Source organism: Cognatundibacterium oligocarboniphilum, assembly GCF_013377855.1.
Lineage (GTDB): Bacteria > Pseudomonadota > Gammaproteobacteria > Burkholderiales > Burkholderiaceae_D > Undibacterium > Undibacterium oligocarboniphilum.
In genome coordinates this window covers 79,703-99,673 of record NZ_JABXYJ010000002.1, presented here as the reverse complement: position 1 = coordinate 99,673, position 19,971 = coordinate 79,703, and the positions used below count along the sequence as shown (strand labels likewise).

Genomic DNA, 19,971 nt, shown 5'->3' with positions numbered 1-19,971 from the left:
GCTGTTTCCTGTATTTCTTGTTATACAAATGTTTGCCTGCCGATACTTACCGGATACTTCATCATGAAACGTCTTGCTACCGCTCCTCACCGGTTATATTTTTTTCTCGGCGCACTGGCTGTGTTAATCCTGTTTTTCTGGTGGTGGCTGCAGGTGCAGCACCCGGACAAGATGGCGGTTCCGCTGCATGCCTTGCTGATGCCGCTGGGTGTATTTCCCTTGTTTATCCTGGGTTTCACGTTCACCGCCGGGCCGCGCTGGCTCTCGGTGGAAACCCGGGATGATTACTTTTTATTGCACGGCGGGACATACTTCGGCGGCTTATTGCTGACTATATTCGCGTCCGGTATCGGCTGGTATCCGTTGCGCTCATCCGGTTTCATGCTGATGCTGAGCGCCTGGTGCGCCGTGACATGGCGCTGGGGAAGTCTGATTCTGCTCAGTAAAGCGCTGGATAAAAAACATGCCTGGGCAATTCTGCTGGCGATGTGCGGCGGCGCATTGGCGTTGGCGGCTACCCTGTGCTGGAGTGCCGGTGTTGATGCTGCCTGGGGCGTGGCGCGCCAGCTGGCCTTCTTTACTTTTTTGTTACCCGTATTTCTGACCGTCTGTCACCGCATGCTGCCGTTTTTCAGCAGCAATGTACTGAAACCCTATACGGTCTGGCGTCCTGTGTGGCTGCTGGCATTCTGGCTCGGCGGATGCCTGCTGCTGGCACTGACCGGCATTGCCGGCTGGCATTTGCCGGAAGCCATCGTCGCAGCGGCGCTGAGTCTGAGTTTTGCCGTCACCAGCTGGCGCTGGGGGCTGGTACGCAGCCTGGCAAACCGCCTGCTGGCCATGCTGCACTTGTCGTTTGCCTGGCTCACAATCGTGTTTGCGCTGCAGGCTGCCGGCGCGCTTGACGTGAACACCGGCTCGGCGGCGGTACATGCGCTGGGGCTGGGTTTTATGGCAACCATGATGGTCGGTTTTGTCAGCCGGGTATCGTTTGGCCACAGCGGCAGACCGCTGCAGGCATCTAACATTTTATGGGGACTGTATCTGGGGTTGCATCTTGCGGCATTGCTCCGTATTCTGGCCAGCCTGCTGGTTTTGCCGTGGCTGATTTCGGTATCGGCAACGGCCTGGCTGATTTTGCTGGCCTGCTGGATCGCCATGATGCTGCCCGTGTATCTGCGGGCACGCGTGGACGGGCAACCTGGCTGAGTCGGGCGGACAAAAGCGGTCGTGTGCGCTGCATCCGGAAGTTTTTGATGGAGAGCAGGGTTTTGATAAAGAAATTGATATAGATCGACCCGGCATATAATGGCTTGATTACAATGGTGCCATCAACCAAACAGAATATCCCGGTATGCCGGGCAGAAAGAACACGATGAATACCGTCACAGATCAGATCGATTTATCCGAAGCGCTGATACGTAAATTCGACAAATCGGGGCCCCGTTATACCTCGTATCCGACCGCCGACCGTTTTCATAAAGACTTTACAGAGCAAAGCTATGTCAGCTATCTGGAGCAGCGTGCCGGGAAGAAAAATAACCCGCCATTGTCGGTCTATATTCATCTGCCTTTCTGCGAATCGCTCTGCTACTTCTGCGCCTGTAACAAAATCATCACCAAGGATCACAGCCGCACCACGGAATACCTGCGCTATCTGGAAAAAGAAATGGAAATGGTGGCAGCGCATCTGGGGCCGGATCGCCAGACGGTGCAACTGCATCTGGGCGGCGGCACTCCGACCTTTTTCAATTCGGATGAACTGGGGCAACTGATGGCGATGGTACGGCGGCATTTCACGTTTACTGCCGATGCCGAACTCGGTGTCGAGATCGATCCGCGCACCGTCAGGCCGGAAACCCTGCAATCCCTTGCGGCGCTGGGCTTTAACCGCAACAGTTTTGGCGTGCAGGATTTTGACCCTGCTGTACAGCAGGCAGTCAACCGCATCCAGCCATTCAGCATGGTTGAAGCCGCTGTCAAGCAAAGCCGGGAGACGCATTTTGAATCGATCAATGCCGATCTGATTTATGGCCTGCCTAAACAAAACATGGAAAGTTTCGGCCGCACGCTGGATAGTCTGATTGCGCTGGCGCCGGATCGCATCGCCCTGTACAACTACGCCCATTTGCCGAGCCGTTTCAAGGCACAGCGCCAGATCATCGAGGCTGATCTGCCGAGCGCCGAAGACCGCCTGCAGATATTCATGATGTCCACTCGTCGCTTACTGGACGCGGGTTACATCTACATCGGACTGGACCATTTTGCCAAACCCGATGACGAACTGAACAAAGCCCGTGAAAACCAGACCCTGCACCGGAATTTTCAGGGATACACCACCCGGGCGGAATGCGATCTGGTTGGTTTCGGTGTTTCCGCGATCGGGAAAGTCGGTGATTCCTACAGCCAGTCTGTGCGCACCATCAAGGAGTATTACCAGCATCTGGATGCCGGCCATCTGCCGGTAGAAAAAGGTATTGCCCTGAGTCAGGACGATCTGTTGCGGCGTGAAGTCATCATGACGCTGATGTGCAGCATGCCCTTGTCGATACGTGCGATTGAGCAGAAATACCAGATCAGTTTTGCCAGTTATTTTGCTGCTGAACTGGCCCAGCTAGGACAATATGAAGAAGCCGGTTTCCTGATCACTGATCCGGACATGATCCGCGTCACTACCAAGGGACGGTTATTTGTCCGTGCGATTGCCATGACGTTTGACCATTATCTGAAAAAAGTCACGACGGCGACGTATTCCAAACTCATCTGAATCCCGATTCAGACGCCGCCATTGTTTTTCCTCAGTATGAAATGCGGAAAAAGCCGGCGCAGCTGTTCGACGAATGACGGTGCCGGAAATGCCGGGAACGCACCGGCGGCAGATGGCGCAAACTGCTCATCCCGGCATCCCTGCTGTCGCACCACCTGCAAGGCGTAGCGGGTGACGCCTTGCTGAGCCAGCTGCTGCGCGAGCAGCAACAGCTCATCCGTGCTGAACAGGGATGGATGCGCCGTGGTCCGGCATTCATACTCCTTGCCGCTGTCGAGCAGCAGACGCAGGCTGGCGGTATTCAGCGCTGCACTGCCGGTACTGCGGGTGATCTCGTCAAAACGGTGCGGCGGCGCCTTGACATCCAGACCGATCCAGTCCGCCAGTGGCAGCACTGCCGCAAGCTGGCGCGGATAAATCCCCGCCGTATGCAGGCCGATATGAAACCCCAGTTCACGCACTGTCCGCATGGCGTCGGGCAGCGCCGGATCCATGGTCGGTTCGCCGCCGCTGAAGACAACGGCATCAATCAGCCCGGTGCGCCTTTGCAGCCAGGACAAAATGTCGCTCCATACCAGAGGGCTGGCAGAAGTTCTTTCCTGCAGATGCGGATTGTGACAATAAGTACAGCGCCACGGGCAACCCTGCACAAAAATCACCGCTGCCAGTTTTCCCGGATAGTCACCAGTACTGAATGGCGTCAGTCCACCCGTTTTCAGCACGAGGACTGACCGTGGTTGAGCTTGCCGGTGTTGGTGTGTACTGGTTCTGTGAAGTAGCGGCGCTCATGGAATTCCCCTTTTTTTCCGATATTGAAAGAACTCATCGGGCGGTGATAACCCATGACGCGGGTCCAGATTTCACAAGGCTGGCGTTCTTCATCCGACAACATGAAGCTGTCATTGTCAGCAGCAGAAACATGGGCGCAGGGTGTGGTGGTTGGTGTTGTCAAAGCAGGCATCATTATTTCCTGTCAGGTTGAAAAAATTGTCCGGTAATGTTCAGGCTACCAGCCGTTTGCGTGCGAGCAGTTCTTCATCGCATTTCGGGCAGAAGCGGTGACTGCCGCCAAGGTAACCATGTTTGGGGCAGATCGAAAAAGTCGGTGTCACCGTCAGATACGGCAACGAAAAGCGCGACAAGGCCCGCTGCACCAGTGTCCGGCAGGCATCTGCGCTGGTCAGTGGCTCGGTCATGTACAGATGCAGCACAGTACCGCCGGTATATTTGCGCTGTAACGCATCCTGCCTTTCCAGCGCCTCAAACGGATCATCAGTGAAGCCCACCGGTAGCTGCGAGGAATTCGTGTAATACGGCATGTCTGCCGTTCCCGCCTGCAAAATACCGGGAAAGCGCTTGCGGTCTTCTTTGGCGAAACGGTAAGTTGTTCCTTCTGCCGGTGTCGCTTCCAGGTTGTACATGTGGCCGGTTTCTTCCTGAAATTCCAGCATGCGGCTTCGTATATGATCGAGCATCCGGATTGCCATCGCGTAACCGGTTTCGGTCGTGATATCTTCCCGGTCATCATAGAAATTGCGCAGCATTTCATGGATGCCGTTCACACCCAGCGTGGAAAAATGGTTGCGCAGCGTTCCCAGATAGCGTTTGGTGTAGGGAAACAGACCGTTGTCCATGTGACGCTGGATCACTTTTCGTTTGATCTCCAGACTGTTTTTACCGAGCGTCAGCAGATGGTCCAGTGCTGCCAGCAATCCGGCTTCATCGCCGCGGTGCAGATGGCCGAGCCGGGCGCAATTGATGGTCACCACGCCGAGCGAGCCGGTCTGCTCGGCAGAACCAAACAGACCATTGCCGCGTTTCAGCAGCTCGCGCAGATCGAGCTGCAGGCGGCAGCACATCGAGCGGATCATATTTGGCTTTAATTCGGAATTGATGAAGTTCTGGAAGTAGGGCAGGCCGTATCTGGCCGTCATTTCAAACAGACGCTCTGCATTCGGACTGTGCCAGTCGAAATCGGCAGTGATGTTATAGGTCGGAATGGGAAAGGTGAACACGCGACCTTTGCTATCACCGGCCATCATCACCTCGATGTAGGCGCGGTTGATCATGTCCATTTCTTCCTGCAGTTCACCGTAGCAGAAGGGCATTTCCTGACCGGCGATATGCGGTATCTGTGTTCGCAGATCTTCCGGGCAAACCCAGTCAAAGGTCAGATTGGTAAAGGGAGTCTGGGTACCCCAGCGCGAGGGAACGTTCAGGTTGTAGATCAGCTCCTGCATGGCCTGGCGGACTGCTGCATAGTCCAATCCGTCATGCCGCACATACGGGGCCATATAGGTATCGAAAGAGCTGAAGGCCTGTGCTCCGGCCCATTCATTTTGTAAGGTGCCGAGAAAATTCACGATCTGTCCGGCAGCGCTGGAGAAATGATGTGGAGCACCGGATTCAATTTTCCCCGGGACGCCATTGAGTCCCTCATTCAGCAAGGTTCGCAACGACCAGCCAGCGCAATAACCTGACAGCATATCGAGATCGTGAATGTGCAGATCGGCAGCGCGGTGTGCAGCGCCGATTTCCGGCGGATAAACATGGTTCAGCCAATAGTTGGCAATGACTTTGCCCGAGACATTCAGAATCAGGCCGCCCAGCGAATAGCCCTGATTGGCGTTGGCATTGACTCGCCAGTCCTGCTGCTGCAGATATTCGTTGACGGAGGACTCCACATCCACCATGGTCTGCCGGTCCTGCCGCAACTGCTGGTGCTGCGTCCGGTACACCACATAGGCGCGCAGGGTAATACGCCAACCAGCATCAAACAACGTTGCCTCGACTTCATCCTGAATCTGTTCGACTGTGACCGCCGCCGGTTCTGGCAAGACCATAAGCCTGTCGATGACTTGTGCGGTCAGTGTGGCTGCTGCGGAGGCATCCAGTTCTCCACATGCCTGGCCAGCACGCAAAATAGCAGAATGAATTTTGCCGGCATCAAAAACCTGGGACGCGCCATTGCGCTTGATGACATGTTGCAGGCTGTGGTGACGGGTGGAGGCAGGGATGGAAGTGAGCGTCATGTTAATCTCTGAAAACACTATATGTTGTGTATTTCAGAGATTAATCACTAAATATGGTGTGGTCAATGTCGGTGGAAAGTATTTCTTCATTCATTGACTGTCATCAAGTAGCGCAGGTGACTCAAGTGGAAACAGTGCCGGATAGCGCTGAATCGGTGTCGCCAAGGCGGCCACGGTACAGTGCGGCAATCAGGTCTGACTGCGTCAGCATGCCGGTCAGGCGGTGTTCGTGATCGACAATCGGGATATGGTGTAAGCCCTGGTCGGATAATAGTGGCACCAGCTCGACAATATGCATGTCTTCGATTGCCGTCCTGACAGGCTTGGTCATGATCTGGCCGACAACTTCCGGTTTGTTGGAGTGCATGTCACGGGCGCGCCGTATCAGCTGGCGCAATTTTTCATCGAATTTTTCATAGACATCCAGATTCGCATGTTTCATGAAATCGACCAGCGTCACAATGCCAATCACGCGCCGGGCGCGGTCAGTGACTGGTAGCGCCTTGATACGGTGCTGACGCAGCAAGCCCCAGGCTTCTTCCAGCGTTGTGCCAAATTCGGCAGTGACTACATCGCGCGACATCACGTCGCCGCAGCTGATTTCTCCGAAGCGGCGGCGGTAGGCATGCATTTCTGTTTGCTGGAACAGGGCTTCAAGGTCGTCGCGGCTGACGTCCAGCACCTGATTATATTGCTGCAGCACTTCATCCAGATCGCTGGACTTAAAACCAAGCCGGTCAATCGGGCGCGCATCGCGCGTGCCGTGTTTGCCGCTGTGGTCAGGATGCGAAGCGTGTGGGTAGCGGCGTCCGGTGACATTGTTGTACGCCAGCGCAAACAACATCAGTAGCAGGGAGTTGATCAATACCGGAAATACGGGAAACTGATAGCCTAGTTCGTGAATCACCGGCCCGCCGAGTACTGCCGTCAGTGCGACTGCCCCGCCGGGCGGATGCAGGCAGCGCATGAAAAACATGGCTGCCACGGCAGCCGCACTGGCTATGGCGGCCGACAGCAGCGATACCCCGAAAAAGTGGACGCAGGTGACGCCGATCAGCGCGGAAATCAGATTGCCACCGATGATGGACCACGGTTGCGCCAGCGGACTGGCGGGAACGCCGAACAACAGCACGGCAGAAGCGCCGATCGGGCCGATCAGCATCGGTATGTGCTCCACTGGGCCCAGCATCAGTCTGGTGGACAGTCCGGTCAGCAACAGACCGCCGGCAATGCCGCCGCAGGCGCGCAACCGCTCGGTATAGTCAACATGGAGTTGTGCTGGCAGAAAGGTTTTCAGCCAGGAGATGAAATCTTCAATCAGGGACCATTTTCTACGCATACATGCACAGCAGTAACACATCAAGGCCGCAAGTGTACCTTGTCTTGCGTTATTGTGGTGCAGACTGGATTGCCGGACGATGCGTGAGATGTCCGTGAAATCAGATAAAGGGAATCGCCTGTCTGCTCAGGGCAACACTGACGATATAGGCAAACACGGCGAACGCTGCCAGCAGCGCCCTGAGGCGAATAGTTCTGGTCTTGCCCCGTTTCAGGGCGATGGTGCCGAGTACAATGTACAGAATCAGTGCAACGACTTTGGCGGTCAGCCAGTTTTGTACGAAGGGGTATTGTCCGCTCCAGAACACCATCACCAGCGCGGAACCGAGCAGCAGCGTGTCGATCAGGTGCGGCGCAATCCTGACCCAGCGCTGCTGCAGCATAGGTGAGGCATTCCACATCCAGAAGCCGCGTAACAGAAACAGGCTTCCGCTGAGTGCCGCGCAGGTGATGTGCAGATGTTTGACACTCAGGTAGTCCATTTCTGTTGCGCTTTCTGAAAAAAGCTGGTCTTACTCCATGACCAGAAAATCGATAATCACTTCGCCTGGCTCATTCGACACGTAGGCGATCCTGACGGCATTACCGAAATGATGCTCTATCTGTGCCAGTAAAGGCAAGGGGTTGTGGTCATTGCAGAAACGCATGGTTTCGCCGCGTTCGAGTGCGGAGAGGGCGCCGAAAATGGCGGCATGACGGAAGCGCTTGGCAATGCCGCGTGCATCAAATGCATAAACGCCTTCGGCGATCAGAGGAATGGAACAATCGTGAGACATGATGAAACTCCTGAATTCAAACGTTGAATAAACAGTGGCTGAAACGGTGTCAGACAGCATTTCAGCTATTGTTGCTGCAGATACTGGGGTGCGCTGCTGACTGCAGCGCAGATGCAGATTGCCGGGTAAATCGGGGGAGTGTCTCCCGGCAATCTGCGGTGATACTGGTTCAGGCGCGTTTTGCCGCACCGGCAGCTTCACCGGTCAGGCTGGCTTGTGTTGTCTGCTTGCCTGTCAGCAGGCGAATGGCAAACAGCGCCAGACATAAGGTGCCGACCGCAAACACGACGTCACCAGGCACACGCAACCAGACCGCCGTTTCCATGAAATGCGAGTGGATGACTTCTGGCGAGCGGGCGTACCACATACCTTTGGTGATGCTGGCAGCAGCCTGATAGATACCGGCAGGGACCAGCGAGATAAACACCATCATGGCAAGGCCGATATTGAGCAGCCAGAAGGTTGCCTGCAACAGCTTGTCTGACCATGCCAGTCTTGAAGACAGTCCACGCAGGCAGAACAGCAGCAGGCCGATACCGAGCATGCCATAGACGCCGAACAGCGCTGCATGACCATGTGCCGCAGTCATGTTCAGACCTTGCATGTAGTACAGGGCAATCGGTGTATTGATCGAGAAACCGAGCAGACCTGCACCGACAGTGTTCCAGAAACCAACGGCGATAAAGCACAGGATCGACCATTTGTACGACTGTACCCAAGGGGCAGCTTTAGAACGCTGGTAGTTGCGATAGGCTTCCATACCGATCATTGCCAGTGGTACGACTTCCAGTGCAGAGAACATCGCACCGATGGCAATCACAAAGGTGGGTGTACCGGTGAAATACAGGTGATGCAATGTACCCAGAATACCGCCGAACAGGAACACGATGGTTTCGAGAACGATCGCGCTGTTCGCAGTCGCTGCGTGAATCAGGCCCAGGCGGGTGAACAGCAACGCAATAACGGCGGTCGCAAACACTTCAAAGAAGCCTTCGACCCACAGATGAACCAGCCACCAGCGCCAGTATTCGATCATCGAATAGTGGGTATGCGGACCCCAGGTCAGGGAAGTGGCATAAAAACCGCCAATACACACGGCTGACAGGAACACCATGGCGATCAGGCCGCGGCTGTCTGATGGTGTTTTCAGCGCAGGCATCAGACCACGGCCAAGCAGAGTGACCCAGAACAGCAGACCGACGAACAGCAGCAACTGCCATACCCGGCCCATGCTGGTGAATTCCAGACCCTGATTGCCGAGCCAGAAGGCGAATTCATTGCCTTTGTGCTGCAGGCTGCCTAACCAGCCCATCGCGGTCGAGCCGACCACGATGAACAGCAGCGCATAAAACAGCAGATCGACGCCGAGTTTCTGGTACTTCGGCTCATGACCGGAAATGGCCGGTGCAATGTACAGGCCGGTTGCCAGCCATGCTGTGGCAATCCATAACACCGCGAACTGCGTATGAATCGTGCGGCTGACGGTGAATGGCAGGATGTCTGCCAATGGGAAGCCGAAGAAACTGTGGCCTTCCACCGCATAGTGCGCCGTAATCACGCCGAATCCGACCTGCGCCAGAATCAGTCCGATCACCACGTAAAAATACTTTCTGGTTGCCCGCATGGAAGGTGTTGGCTTCAGGCTGAATAAAGGATCGGCTTTTGGCGGGGTGGGATCAGACGCTTCTTTGCTGGTCGAATGGACGAACAGCATGGCGGCAATCGCACCGATCATCAGAATCACACTGGCAATCGACCAGATGCCGGCACCGGCTGTCGGTGTGTTATTCACCAGCGGTTCATGCGGCCAGTTACTGGTGTAGCTCAGTTCTGCCGCGCCTGGACGGTCAGTGGCAGCAGCCCATGAAGACCAGAAGAAAAAGGCAGGAAGTGATTGCAAATCCTGCACATCCGGCAAGGTGCCTTTATTCATCGCATACTGTTCGCGCAGTTTTTCCAGTGCCGGATCATTGCCGAACAGAGCGATGTAGTGCTGTGCCACCTGCTGGACAGCCGTTGCGCGTTCTGGTGACAGGATGATCTTGCCCGACTGTTCATCGTATGTATTGCGACGCATTTCATCTTTCAGACGACCCTTCAGCTCGGCCTGACGGCCGGTGCTCAACTGTTCAAAGGTTTGCTGAAACTCTTTCTGTGCCCAGATATCGAGCAATGCCAGAGATTCGCGGTGCAGCCAGTCGGCTGACCAGTCCGGTGCGACATAACTGCCGTGGCCCCAGACCGTACCCAATTGCTGACCGCCTGCAGCGAGCCAGGATTCCTGGCCGCGGTCGACTTGTCCTTCGGTGAATAAGATTTTGCCGTCAGTGCTGACGACCTGTTTTGGAATAGGGGGTGCTGTGAGGTAAATCTCTGTTCCTACCCAACCGAGAACGGCAAAGGATAGGACACAGATCACGGCGAGCCAGGTCCAGAGTTTGCGCGTGGCATGCATGGCGTGGTTCCTTATGAATGATTAAAAATACGGTAAAAACAGTGAAGCAGCGAACACAAAACAATTGATAAGAGTCCGGCATGTTTTCCTGAAAAATACTTCATATCCATCGGGTTATTGCAGGAAACGGGTACGCCGGCTTTTATTAAGATGCATTTTATATGCATCTATTGTAAGATGCAAATAAAATGTATGTTTAATTGCGATGAAATGCACATTTTTTAATATCGAGTGTTTAGGTCATGCAGTATCGCCGCCTTTTCATCCTTGCTTGTATTCAGTCTGGTAGCGCAGGTCGGTGAGGAAAGGCACAACACGGTATACTGCCTTTAGAGCATGTTGGCAGCGCAAGAGAGCTTGTTTGAACTCTGTTGTGCGCATTAATTCCGGATAATTTTTTATGAGACTCACTGCTTACACTGACTATACTTTGCGCACGCTGATCTACCTTGCGATCCACCGCGACCGCCTGGTGACCATTCAGGAGATCGCGGAGCTGCATAATATTTCAAAAAACCATCTGACCAAGGTTGTGCACCAACTGGGTTTGTCCAATATGGTCGATACCATACGCGGCAGAAATGGCGGCCTGAGACTTCACAGCGCGCCTGTTGACATCAATATCGGCGAAGTTGTACGGAATACGGAAACCGATTTCTACATGGCAGAATGTTTTGACAAAGCCAGTAACACTTGTGCTTATGCACCTGCCTGCCACCTGAAAAAAGTGTTGAATGATGCGACCCACGCTTATCTGGATGTGCTGGATCATGTCACACTCGAAGACCTGATTGGCAAAAAGACCGGCATTACCAAAATTCATTTCCATGGCGCTGATTTGACTCAGGACTGATTGGTATTGCTGCTACAGTGGTACAAGCCCCTGTCAGCCTTGCCTTCATTTAATTAGCATCGAAAGCAGTATGGGTGAGCTGCTGCCAGAAGTTCCTGTTTGATACGTGTTCTTCGCGCTGGGTGATTACTGTACTCAGAGTCGCTGTTATGCTGTTATTCTTCCGTTTCCGTTTCCGCTTCTGTTTTGGAAGTCTGTTGTTTCCGATGGGGCAGTATTTAAGATATTTACTTAAAATTGAAAAACGCCTGTCAGTGATTGATTGACAGGCGTTTTATTGTTTGACTAACATTGTTGATGGTAAGTCAGATGGGGGCAATCAGTCCCGGATTTCCAGTGCCCGGTTCAGGCTCAGCGCAGCCATGGAGCAGCCAGCGCCTGACAGCAGATACAGGCTGACATAGGCAAGACCGAAATGGGCTGACAGACCTAAGGCGACCAGTGGGGCAAATCCGGCACCGACCAGCCAGGACAGATCCGAAGTCAGCGCTGCGCCGGTATAGCGGAAGCGGGATGCGAAGTTGGCTGTCACAGCGCCCGCAGCCTGACCGTAAGACAATCCCAGCAGCGAAAATCCGGTGAGAATGAATACATTCTGACCAAACTCTCCTCCATCCATCAGTATGGGAACAAAGCCGCTCAGAATCGCAATTAACAAGGCCAGGGTTCCCAGTGTATTGCGGCGGCCAAACCGGTCTGCAATCAAGCCTGATGCAATGACGCCGGCAGCCATGAATCCCGCTCCTGTGATCTGAATGTAAAGTACATCCGTCAGCGAACGGGAGGAGTACAGGGTGATCCAGGATAAAGGAAACACGGTCACCAGATGGAACAGCGCATAACTGGCCAGTGCAGCCAGTGCACCGATCAGGACGTTGCGGCCCTGCGTGCCGAGCAGTTCGGTGATCCGGGTTGGCTCCAGTTCACGTTCGTCGAGCAAGTGCGCATATTCATTGGTAGAGACCAGTCTCAGCCGTGCAAACAGCGCGACCACATTAATGGCAAAGGCAACGTAAAACGGATAGCGCCAGCCCCAGTCAAGAAAATCTTCCGGCGACAGATTTGCCAGCAGATACGCAAACAGGCTGCCGGCAATCATGAAGCCAACTGGTGCGCCAAGCTGTCCAAGCATGGCATACCACCCTCGCTTGTCCTGTGGCGCATTCAGTGCCAGTAACGAGGGGAGACCATCCCAGGAGCCGCCCAGCGCCAGCCCCTGACCGACGCGCAGAATGGACAGCAAAATAATGGAGGCATACCCCAAATGTGAGTAGGTAGGTAAAAAAGCAATTCCGGCAGTCGAAATGCCGAGCAATACGAGTGCGCTGGTCAGCTTGGCTTCCCTGCCAAGATGGCGTTGAATTGCCATGAACACAACCGTTCCTATCGGTCGCGCCAGGAAGGCGAATGAGAAGATGACGAAAGAGTACAGGGTTCCTTCCAGTCTTTGTTCAAATGGAAAGAATACGGCAGGAAACACCAGCACAGAAGCAATGGCATAGACAAAGAAATCAAAATACTCAGAGGCCCGGCCGATTACCACGCCGATGGCAATTTCACCTGGCGCAATCGTTGTATGATCAGCATGAGTATTTTTAGCGGCAGGCGCAGAATGGCGTGCAGAAATAGCGGTGATGTGATCACCTTGATGGCTGATACTTGGCATAGTCGTCTCTCGTAGTTATGTTTTCTGACCGATGGACGCCTTGTGCCCTTCCGGGTATAGCTATGGCAGGGTAGGACAAAACGTCCAATCGCTAATGCTAGTCAGTCCGTGTACATTATCACGATTTCCCTTAATTTGGACTTTTCCCACATGATTTCCCTACTAGCCCGACGCGGACTTTTGCTCCTGTGCGTTGCACTGTTGGCTGGATGTGACACTATTGTGTTGAATCCTTCAGGCGATATCGCCGCTCAACAGAGCAAACTGATTGTGGTTTCCACTCTCCTGATGTTGTTGATCATTATTCCTGTCATTTTGCTGACTTTGTTTTTTGCATGGCGATACAGGCAGTCCAACACCACTGCGAAGTACGATCCGGAATGGGATCACTCCACGATGCTGGAGCTGATCATCTGGGGTGCGCCATTGTTAATTATCATCGCTTTGGGTATGTTGACATGGATTTCCACACATACTCTTGATCCATATCGAAAGTTGTCGCGATTGGATGAAAATCGTGCGATTCCTGCCGGTACCAAACCGCTGGTCGTCGAAGTCGTCGCGCTGGACTGGAAATGGTTGTTTATTTATCCAGAACAGGGCGTGGCAACGGTGAATGAACTGGTGACGCCGGTCGATGTACCGGTCAGTTTCAAAATCACGGCTTCCACCTATATGAATTCGCTGTACATCCCGGCGCTTGCCGGTCAGATCTATGCGATGCCGGGTATGCAGACTGAATTGAATGCGGTCATTAATAAGGCAGGTACTTACGATGGCTTTTCCGCGAATTACAGCGGTGCCGGTTTTTCTGACATGCGCTTTAAGTTTTACGGTAAGTCACGTGCCGGGTTTGATGCCTGGGTACAGTCAGCCAAGAGCAGCAAGCTGAGCCTGAACCGCACGGATTATCTGGAGCTGGAAAAGCCAAGTATCAAAAACCCTGTGCGCCTTTATGGTTCGGTGGATAGTGACCTGTATCACGCGATTCTGAATCGTTGCGTAGGGCCGGATCAGGTGTGCATGGACAAACTGATGAGTACCGATATGAATGTCAAGCCGGAGCAGAGTGCCCGCGGTAAAGTTGTTTCTATTCTCGCCCAGAACCAGCAGTCTGGTTTGCCCGGTGAAGTGTGTACAACTCCTCCAGTTACGAATGGAAAATAAAGATGTTAGACCATATTGATTTAACTAAGCTGATTTTCGGCCGTCTGAGCTGGGAGGCGATTCCCTTTCATGAGCCGATTCTTCTTGCCACTTTTGCCGGTGTTGTGCTGGGTGGCGCAGTATTGCTGGGGGCGCTGACGTACTTCCGCCTGTGGGGCATGTTATGGCGTGACTGGCTCACCAGTATCGATCACAAACGCATCGGCATCATGTATATGATTCTCGGTCTCGTGATGCTACTGCGTGGTTTTGCCGATGCACTGATGATGCGTGCGCAACAGGCGCTGGCATTCGGGGATTCAGCAGGTTTCCTGCCGCCGCATCATTACGATCAGGTATTTACTGCACACGGTGTGATCATGATTTTCTTTGTCGCCATGCCTTTGGTGACGGGACTGATGAACTATGTAGTGCCGCTGCAGATCGGTGCCCGCGACGTTGCATTTCCTTTCCTGAATAATTTCAGTTTCTGGATGACAGCTTTCGGTGCTGTGCTGGTAATGGCGTCACTTTTTGTCGGCGAGTTTGCCCGTACCGGCTGGCTGGCCTATCCGCCGTTATCAGGTATTCTGGGCAGTCCGGACGTCGGGGTCGATTACTATATCTGGTCATTGCAGATCGCCGGTGTCGGTACGCTGTTATCAGGGGTAAACCTGATTGTCACAATTGTGAAAATGCGTGCGCCAGGCATGTCGCTGATGAAGATGCCGGTATTCACCTGGACTGCGCTGTGTACCAACGTGCTGATTGTGGCGGCTTTCCCTGTGCTGACGGCAGTACTCGCAATGCTGTCGCTGGATCGTATCTTTGGAACCAATTTCTTCACGAACGACATGGGTGGCAATTCCATGATGTACGTGAACCTGATCTGGATCTGGGGTCATCCTGAAGTGTATATTCTGATCCTGCCTTGCTTTGGTGTGTATTCGGAAATCGTGTCCACTTTCTGTGGCAAGCGCCTGTTTGGTTATACCTCGATGGTCTATGCAACCGTCGTGATCACTATTTTGTCTTACCTGGTCTGGCTGCATCACTTCTTCACCATGGGTTCCGGCGCCAGTGTCAACTCCTTCTTCGGTATCACGACAATGATCATCTCGATTCCGACCGGAGCGAAGATGTTCAACTGGCTGTTCACCATGTATCGCGGCCGCATCCGTTTTGAAGTGCCGATGCTGTGGACAATCGGCTTCATGATCACATTCGTCATCGGTGGTATGACCGGCGTGCTGCTGGCGGTTCCGCCTGCGGATTTTGTCTTGCACAACAGTCTGTTCCTGATTGCGCACTTCCATAATGTGATTATCGGTGGTGTGGTGTTCGGCGCGATGGCGGCGATCAATTTCTGGTTCCCGAAAGCCTTTGGTTACAAGCTCGATTCGTTCTGGGGCAAGTGCTCCTTCTGGTTCTGGTTCATCGGTTTCTACTTTGCATTCATGCCGCTGTATGTGCTGGGTCTGATGGGTGTGACACGCCGCCTGAGTCACTTTGACGATCCTTCGCTGCATATCTGGTTCCAGGTAGCTGCATTTGGTGCAGTATTGATTGCGCTGGGTATTGCGTCTTTCATTATCCAGATGGTGATCAGTTTCCTGCGTCGCCACGAAAACCTTGACCTGACTGGTGATCCGTGGGATGGACGTACTCTGGAATGGTCGACTTCATCACCGCCACCAGCGTACAACTTCCCGTTCACGCCACGTATCCATGATAACGATGCATGGGCTGATATGAAGAAAAACGGTTTTATCCGTCCGACTGAAGGTTTTGTCTCGATTCACATGCCGAAAAATACCGGTGCGGGTTTCATCATCGCCGCACTGAGTGCAGCCTGTGGTTTTGCACTGATCTGGCAGATGTGGATTCCTGCTGTGGCAGCGTTTATTGTCATGCTGGCGGCGATCATTATTCATACCTTTAATTACAACCGCGATTACTACATTCCTGCGGACGAAGTTGTCCGTACTGAAAATGCACGTACCCGCCTGTTAGCGAGTCAAGCCTGATATGTCTACTACTCATACTACGATGAGCCAGGATGCTGGTTCCCGATTCTTCGTCCGGGAGCATCATCCGGAAAATGGCACCCTGCTGGGGTTCTGGCTGTACCTGATGAGCGACTGCCTGATTTTTGCGTGCCTGTTTGCCGCCTATGCGGTGCTGGGACGCAATTATGCCGGCGGCCCGACCGGTGCTGAACTGTTTGATTTGCCCCTGGTGGCACTCAACACCTCCTTGCTGCTGCTGTCATCAATTACTTACGGTTTTGCAATGCTGGAATCCCAGAAAAAGCATCTGGGCACGGCAATGACATGGCTGGTCGTGACCGGTCTGTTTGGCGCCGGATTCATCTGTCTGGAATTGTATGAATTTATCCATCTGATTCATGAGGGCGCTGGTCCCCAGCGCAGCGGTTTCCTGACTTCCTTCTTCGCGCTGGTGGCGACGCACGGTCTGCACGTGACTTTCGGTATCGTCTGGCTGGTGACATTGCTGTTCCAGTTAAAGCGTCACGGACTGACAACTGAAAACAAGCGTCGCCTGATGTGCCTGTCGATGTTCTGGCACTTTCTGGACGTAGTCTGGATCGGTGTATTTACCTTTGTTTACCTGATGGGAGTTTTGCCATGAGTGCACATCACGAACATTTGAATCATGGCGACACTCACCATGATCATCACGATCATCATGGACATGGCGATCACGCAGATCATGGCAGTTTGAAGACTTATACGATCGGTTTTATCCTGTCCGTTTTTCTGACTGCAGTGCCATTCTGGCTGGTCATGGGCAAGGTCATTCCTGATTCCCGCAACCTCGGTTTTGTGCTGTTATTTTTTGCTGCGATTCAGATTGTGGTACATATGATTTATTTCCTGCACATGAATTCAAAAGCAGAAGGCGGCTGGTCCATGTTGGCGCTGTTGTTTACCTGTATACTGGTGGTGATTATGCTGGCAGGTTCGCTGTGGGTCATGTATCACCTGAATCACAATATGATGCCAGGTATGAATCATGAAACAGTACCTGAATCATTTAATCAGCCCTCAACCAACGAAATGAATAACATGCGCAATATGCCATGACCGATGGTGCCGATGTGGTGAGAGCGGATGCATCTGCATCAGCTGGCGCACCTGAGCAACCCCGTTCAGCGATCGTGACCTGGATTGTCACGATTTGTGCGGGGTTGTTTTTTTTCAGCTTTACGGCTTTGGGATGCTGGCAATTGTGGCGGCTGCAGTGGAAGCTGGATCTGATCTCCCGGGTTGAACAGCGGGTGCATACTGCTGCCGTCATGCCACCCGCACAGGCAGCATGGCCGGCGGTCAGTGCTGCTTCGGATGAGTATCGCCATGTCCGTCTGCAGGGGTGTTTTCTGTTCAGGCAGACGGTGTATGTGAAGGCAGCGACCGAACTGGGAGGCGGATTCTGGATGCTGGTACCGTTGCAGCAGGAAGATGGCAGTGTGGTACTGGTGAATCGCGGTTTTGTGAAGCAAAAAAAAGATGCTGACGTACGCACCCCGCAATCTGGCAGTGTCCGGTATACGGTAACCGGTTTACTGAGAATGAGCGAGCCCGGCGGTGGTTTTCTGCGTAACAATGATCCGCGCCATGGTAACTGGTTTTCAAGAGATATCGGCGCGATTGCACAGGCACAGCAAATCAGCCGCGTTGCTCCTTTTTTTGTGGATGCCGACGCTGCCGCGCAGCAGCCTGATGCGACTTACCGGGCGTTGCTGGCAGGTGAGGATCCTGCGCCTGCAGGCGGGCTGACGGTGATTTCTTTCCACAACAATCATCTGGTTTATGCGCTGACATGGTATGCACTCGCATTGATGGTGGCTGGCGGGTATTATCTGGTGTTCCGGGAGCGCTGCAGGCAGCTGCGCTCATCTGTTGCAAAGCAGGATGGTACGCAAGGGGAATGTCAGCATGACAGGCAGGGCAGAAAATCTTAACACAATGACTTTGCTGAATATCGCGGCTGATTACGAGCACTCAGCCGGGCATCACAATATGCTGCAGCTGATCCATCTGCGCTGGATCGCTGTGTTTGGCCAGATTGCAACGATTGCGCTGGTCGTGGTGGGATTCGATATCCATCTGCCGATATTGTCGATGGCATTTGTGCTGGCCGGGCTGATTGCATTCAATCTCGCCAGTCATCTGCGCTGGCATGAAGAAACCCGGGTATCGAACCGGGAATTATTTTTTGCGCTGCTGGTGGACGTTGGTATCCTGACGGCACAGCTGTATCTGAGTGGCGGCGCCTCGAATCCGTTTGCTTTTCTGTATCTGTTACAGGTTATTCTCAGTGCCGTATTGCTGGAAGTATGGTCCACCTGGGTGATTGTGGCGATGACCAGTGCCTGTCTGTTTGGTCTTTCGCTGTTTTCCCGACCGTTAATCCTGCCGCCTGAGCATATCAACGGCATGCCGTCTCTGTACCGGGATGGGATCATCATCTGTTTCCTGATTAATGCATCTTTGCTGGTATTTTTTCTCACCAGGATCAGCAATAACCTGCGCCGCAGGGATGCGCAGCTGGCGGATTTCCGTCAACGCACTGTCGAAGAAGAGCACATCGTCAGAATGGGCTTGCTGGCATCCGGAGCGGCGCATGAGCTCGGCACACCGATGGCGACAATGTCTGTTATCCTTGGCGACTGGCGGCGCATACCGGAACTGCAGAGAAATCCTGAATTGCTGGAGGATCTGACTGAGATGGAGCGGCAGTTGCAGCGCTGTAAATCGATTGTCAGCAGCATTCTCTTGTCCGCAGGCGAGGCGAGAGGGGAATCGGCGACCAAAACCACGATCAGCACTTTCCTGAATGCGCTGGCAGAGGAGTTCAGAAATACCCGGACAGTGGAAAATTTCCAGTTTCAGAATCATATGGAACATGACGTACAGGTAGTTTCTGATTCAGTGCTGAAGCAGATGATCTGCAATGTGCTCGATAATGCGCTGGAGGCATCGCCGCACTGGCTGGCATTGGAGGTGAGCAGTGATGCTGACCGGCTGACGCTACAGATTACGGATCGCGGTCCCGGTTTCCTGCCCTCGATACTGGAAAATTTTGGACAGCCTTATCAGTCTACCAAAAGACGTCCCGGGAGTGGGTTGGGGATTTTTTTCGTGGTGAATGTAGTGCGTAAGCTGGGCGGAGTCGTGGCTGCGCGTAATCTGGCGGAGGGTGGTGCGCTGGTCAGGATTGAGTTGCCGCTATCCGCATTAGTGGTTTAGAAAGATAATGGTTTAAAAGGTTGGAATTATGTCGGACAATCGTCTGCTGCTGATTATCGAAGACGATACTGCATTTGCCCGCACGCTGTCGCGCTCGTTTGAGCGTCGGAACTACACGGTTCTGCATGCCGACAGCCTGGATGCGGCAGAAAATTTACTGAAACAGCATGCTCCGCGCTATGCCGTCGTAGACCTGAAGTTGAACGGCAATGCTTCTGGTCTGGCCTGTGTCCAGCTGCTGCGTCAACATGTCCCCGATATGCTGATCGTGGTGCTGACGGGGTTTGCCAGCATTGCCACGGCGGTCGAAGCCGTCAAGCTGGGTGCCTGTCAGTATCTCGCCAAACCTTCTAATACCGATGATATTGAAGCTGCATTCGGACACATTGCAGGAGTTGCCGAGCCTGAGCTGACGGCTCGCTCCACCTCGATCAAAACCCTGGAGTGGGAAAGGATTCATGAAGTGCTGGTTGAATCCGATTTCAATATTTCCGAAGCGGCACGTCGTTTGGGAATGCATCGTCGCACGCTCGCCCGCAAACTCAGCAAACAGCAGGTCAGATAAACACTCCTTTCTGATTTTTCCAATCCGGCGTTCAGTCTGGTGCTGCACCCCTTTCCTGCACAAATCGACTGGTCATGTCTGTTAACTCTGGCATTACAAT

General features: G+C 53.5%; 18 protein-coding genes. 10 read left to right on the top strand and 8 right to left on the bottom strand.

Translation table 11 applies throughout. From position 1 onward, the window contains the following. Positions 1–63: 63 nt before the first annotated feature. Positions 64–1,209, top strand: coding sequence for an NnrS family protein (locus HV832_RS03475; protein WP_176802181.1), 1,146 nt, complete (start codon positions 64–66; stop codon positions 1,207–1,209). A 166-nt stretch (positions 1,210–1,375) separates the two neighbouring features. Continuing rightward, entirely contained in the window at positions 1,376–2,767 is a 1,392-nt protein-coding gene (gene hemN, locus HV832_RS03470; RefSeq protein WP_317889290.1) for an oxygen-independent coproporphyrinogen III oxidase, read from the top strand. Between the two features lie 8 nt (positions 2,768–2,775). Here the strand turns inward: hemN and HV832_RS03465 are convergent, their stop codons facing one another. The 7 genes from HV832_RS03465 to HV832_RS03435 all read right to left on the bottom strand — a co-directional run bounded on the left by HV832_RS03465 (position 2,776) and on the right by HV832_RS03435 (position 10,368). Further along, on the bottom strand, positions 2,776–3,489 hold the full coding sequence (locus HV832_RS03465; RefSeq protein ID WP_176802179.1) for an anaerobic ribonucleoside-triphosphate reductase activating protein: 714 nt from the start codon (positions 3,487–3,489) through the stop codon (positions 2,776–2,778). After that, complete coding sequence (nrdD, locus tag HV832_RS03460) at positions 3,483–3,659, bottom strand: anaerobic ribonucleoside-triphosphate reductase (RefSeq protein WP_176802502.1); 177 nt, start codon at positions 3,657–3,659, stop codon at positions 3,483–3,485. Before nrdD ends, HV832_RS03465 begins: the two co-directional genes overlap by 7 nt. Positions 3,660–3,768: 109 nt before the next feature. Further along, on the bottom strand, positions 3,769–5,799 hold the full coding sequence (locus tag HV832_RS03455) for a ribonucleoside triphosphate reductase (RefSeq protein ID WP_176802178.1): 2,031 nt from the start codon (positions 5,797–5,799) through the stop codon (positions 3,769–3,771). Positions 5,800–5,920: 121 nt separating this feature from the next. After that, positions 5,921–7,138, bottom strand: a complete 1,218-nt coding sequence (locus HV832_RS03450) for an HPP family protein (protein ID WP_176802177.1) — start codon at positions 7,136–7,138, stop codon at positions 5,921–5,923. A gap of 100 nt (positions 7,139–7,238) precedes the next feature. Further along, positions 7,239–7,619 (bottom strand): SirB2 family protein, encoded by a 381-nt coding sequence (locus tag HV832_RS03445; protein WP_176802176.1) that lies wholly within the window; start codon positions 7,617–7,619, stop codon positions 7,239–7,241. Between the two features lie 30 nt (positions 7,620–7,649). Then, on the bottom strand, positions 7,650–7,913 hold the full coding sequence (locus HV832_RS03440; RefSeq protein WP_176802175.1) for a DUF2249 domain-containing protein: 264 nt from the start codon (positions 7,911–7,913) through the stop codon (positions 7,650–7,652). Between the two features lie 169 nt (positions 7,914–8,082). Further along, positions 8,083–10,368 (bottom strand): nitric-oxide reductase large subunit, encoded by a 2,286-nt coding sequence (locus HV832_RS03435; protein WP_176802174.1) that lies wholly within the window; start codon positions 10,366–10,368, stop codon positions 8,083–8,085. A 400-nt stretch (positions 10,369–10,768) separates the two neighbouring features. Between HV832_RS03435 and HV832_RS03430 the strand changes: the two genes are divergently transcribed. Next, entirely contained in the window at positions 10,769–11,221 is a 453-nt protein-coding gene (locus HV832_RS03430) for an RrF2 family transcriptional regulator (RefSeq protein ID WP_176802173.1), read from the top strand. 319 nt (positions 11,222–11,540) lie between these two features. Here the strand turns inward: HV832_RS03430 and HV832_RS03425 are convergent, their stop codons facing one another. Continuing rightward, positions 11,541–12,887 carry an MFS transporter gene (locus HV832_RS03425; protein ID WP_176802172.1) on the bottom strand — a complete coding sequence of 449 codons (1,347 nt, stop codon included), beginning with the start codon at positions 12,885–12,887 and terminating at the stop codon, positions 11,541–11,543. Between the two features lie 150 nt (positions 12,888–13,037). Between HV832_RS03425 and cyoA the strand changes: the two genes are divergently transcribed. The 7 genes from cyoA to HV832_RS03390 are packed head-to-tail and all read left to right on the top strand — an operon-like array spanning position 13,038 to position 19,871. Then, positions 13,038–14,054 (top strand): ubiquinol oxidase subunit II, encoded by a 1,017-nt coding sequence (gene cyoA / locus HV832_RS03420; protein ID WP_176802171.1) that lies wholly within the window; start codon positions 13,038–13,040, stop codon positions 14,052–14,054. 2 nt (positions 14,055–14,056) lie between these two features. Further along, complete coding sequence (cyoB, locus tag HV832_RS03415; RefSeq protein WP_176802170.1) at positions 14,057–16,060, top strand: cytochrome o ubiquinol oxidase subunit I; 2,004 nt, start codon at positions 14,057–14,059, stop codon at positions 16,058–16,060. A 1-nt stretch (position 16,061) separates the two neighbouring features. Continuing rightward, positions 16,062–16,685, top strand: a complete 624-nt coding sequence (gene cyoC / locus HV832_RS03410; RefSeq protein WP_223827125.1) for a cytochrome o ubiquinol oxidase subunit III — start codon at positions 16,062–16,064, stop codon at positions 16,683–16,685. Then, on the top strand, positions 16,682–17,140 hold the full coding sequence (cyoD, locus tag HV832_RS03405) for a cytochrome o ubiquinol oxidase subunit IV (RefSeq protein ID WP_176802169.1): 459 nt from the start codon (positions 16,682–16,684) through the stop codon (positions 17,138–17,140). The genes cyoC and cyoD overlap by 4 nt, the downstream gene beginning before the upstream one ends. After that, entirely contained in the window at positions 17,137–18,018 is an 882-nt protein-coding gene (locus tag HV832_RS03400; RefSeq protein ID WP_176802168.1) for an SURF1 family protein, read from the top strand. Before cyoD ends, HV832_RS03400 begins: the two co-directional genes overlap by 4 nt. A gap of 4 nt (positions 18,019–18,022) precedes the next feature. Further along, a complete protein-coding gene (locus HV832_RS03395) occupies positions 18,023–19,306 on the top strand; it encodes an ATP-binding protein (RefSeq protein ID WP_223827124.1) in 1,284 nt (427 codons plus the stop codon). A 28-nt stretch (positions 19,307–19,334) separates the two neighbouring features. After that, positions 19,335–19,871 (top strand): response regulator transcription factor, encoded by a 537-nt coding sequence (locus HV832_RS03390; protein ID WP_176802166.1) that lies wholly within the window; start codon positions 19,335–19,337, stop codon positions 19,869–19,871. Positions 19,872–19,971 lie beyond the last annotated feature (100 nt).

Bases quoted from the DNA above. Each gene is read 5' to 3' on its own strand.
- HV832_RS03475 (WP_176802181.1), top strand. From the start codon at position 64: ATGAAACGTCTTGCTACCGCTCCTCACCGGTTATATTTTTTTCTCGGC.
- hemN (WP_317889290.1), top strand. From the start codon at position 1,376: ATGAATACCGTCACAGATCAGATCGATTTATCCGAAGCGCTGATACGT.
- nrdD (WP_176802502.1), bottom strand. From the start codon at position 3,659: ATGTTGTCGGATGAAGAACGCCAGCCTTGTGAAATCTGGACCCGCGTC.
- HV832_RS03455 (WP_176802178.1), bottom strand. From the start codon at position 5,799: ATGACGCTCACTTCCATCCCTGCCTCCACCCGTCACCACAGCCTGCAA.
- HV832_RS03450 (WP_176802177.1), bottom strand. From the start codon at position 7,138: ATGCGTAGAAAATGGTCCCTGATTGAAGATTTCATCTCCTGGCTGAAA.
- HV832_RS03445 (WP_176802176.1), bottom strand. From the start codon at position 7,619: ATGGACTACCTGAGTGTCAAACATCTGCACATCACCTGCGCGGCACTC.
- HV832_RS03440 (WP_176802175.1), bottom strand. From the start codon at position 7,913: ATGTCTCACGATTGTTCCATTCCTCTGATCGCCGAAGGCGTTTATGCA.
- HV832_RS03435 (WP_176802174.1), bottom strand. From the start codon at position 10,368: ATGCATGCCACGCGCAAACTCTGGACCTGGCTCGCCGTGATCTGTGTC.
- HV832_RS03430 (WP_176802173.1), top strand. From the start codon at position 10,769: ATGAGACTCACTGCTTACACTGACTATACTTTGCGCACGCTGATCTAC.
- HV832_RS03425 (WP_176802172.1), bottom strand. From the start codon at position 12,887: ATGCCAAGTATCAGCCATCAAGGTGATCACATCACCGCTATTTCTGCA.
- cyoA (WP_176802171.1), top strand. From the start codon at position 13,038: ATGATTTCCCTACTAGCCCGACGCGGACTTTTGCTCCTGTGCGTTGCA.
- cyoB (WP_176802170.1), top strand. From the start codon at position 14,057: ATGTTAGACCATATTGATTTAACTAAGCTGATTTTCGGCCGTCTGAGC.
- cyoC (WP_223827125.1), top strand. From the start codon at position 16,062: ATGTCTACTACTCATACTACGATGAGCCAGGATGCTGGTTCCCGATTC.
- cyoD (WP_176802169.1), top strand. From the start codon at position 16,682: ATGAGTGCACATCACGAACATTTGAATCATGGCGACACTCACCATGAT.
- HV832_RS03400 (WP_176802168.1), top strand. From the start codon at position 17,137: ATGACCGATGGTGCCGATGTGGTGAGAGCGGATGCATCTGCATCAGCT.
- HV832_RS03395 (WP_223827124.1), top strand. From the start codon at position 18,023: ATGACTTTGCTGAATATCGCGGCTGATTACGAGCACTCAGCCGGGCAT.
- HV832_RS03390 (WP_176802166.1), top strand. From the start codon at position 19,335: ATGTCGGACAATCGTCTGCTGCTGATTATCGAAGACGATACTGCATTT.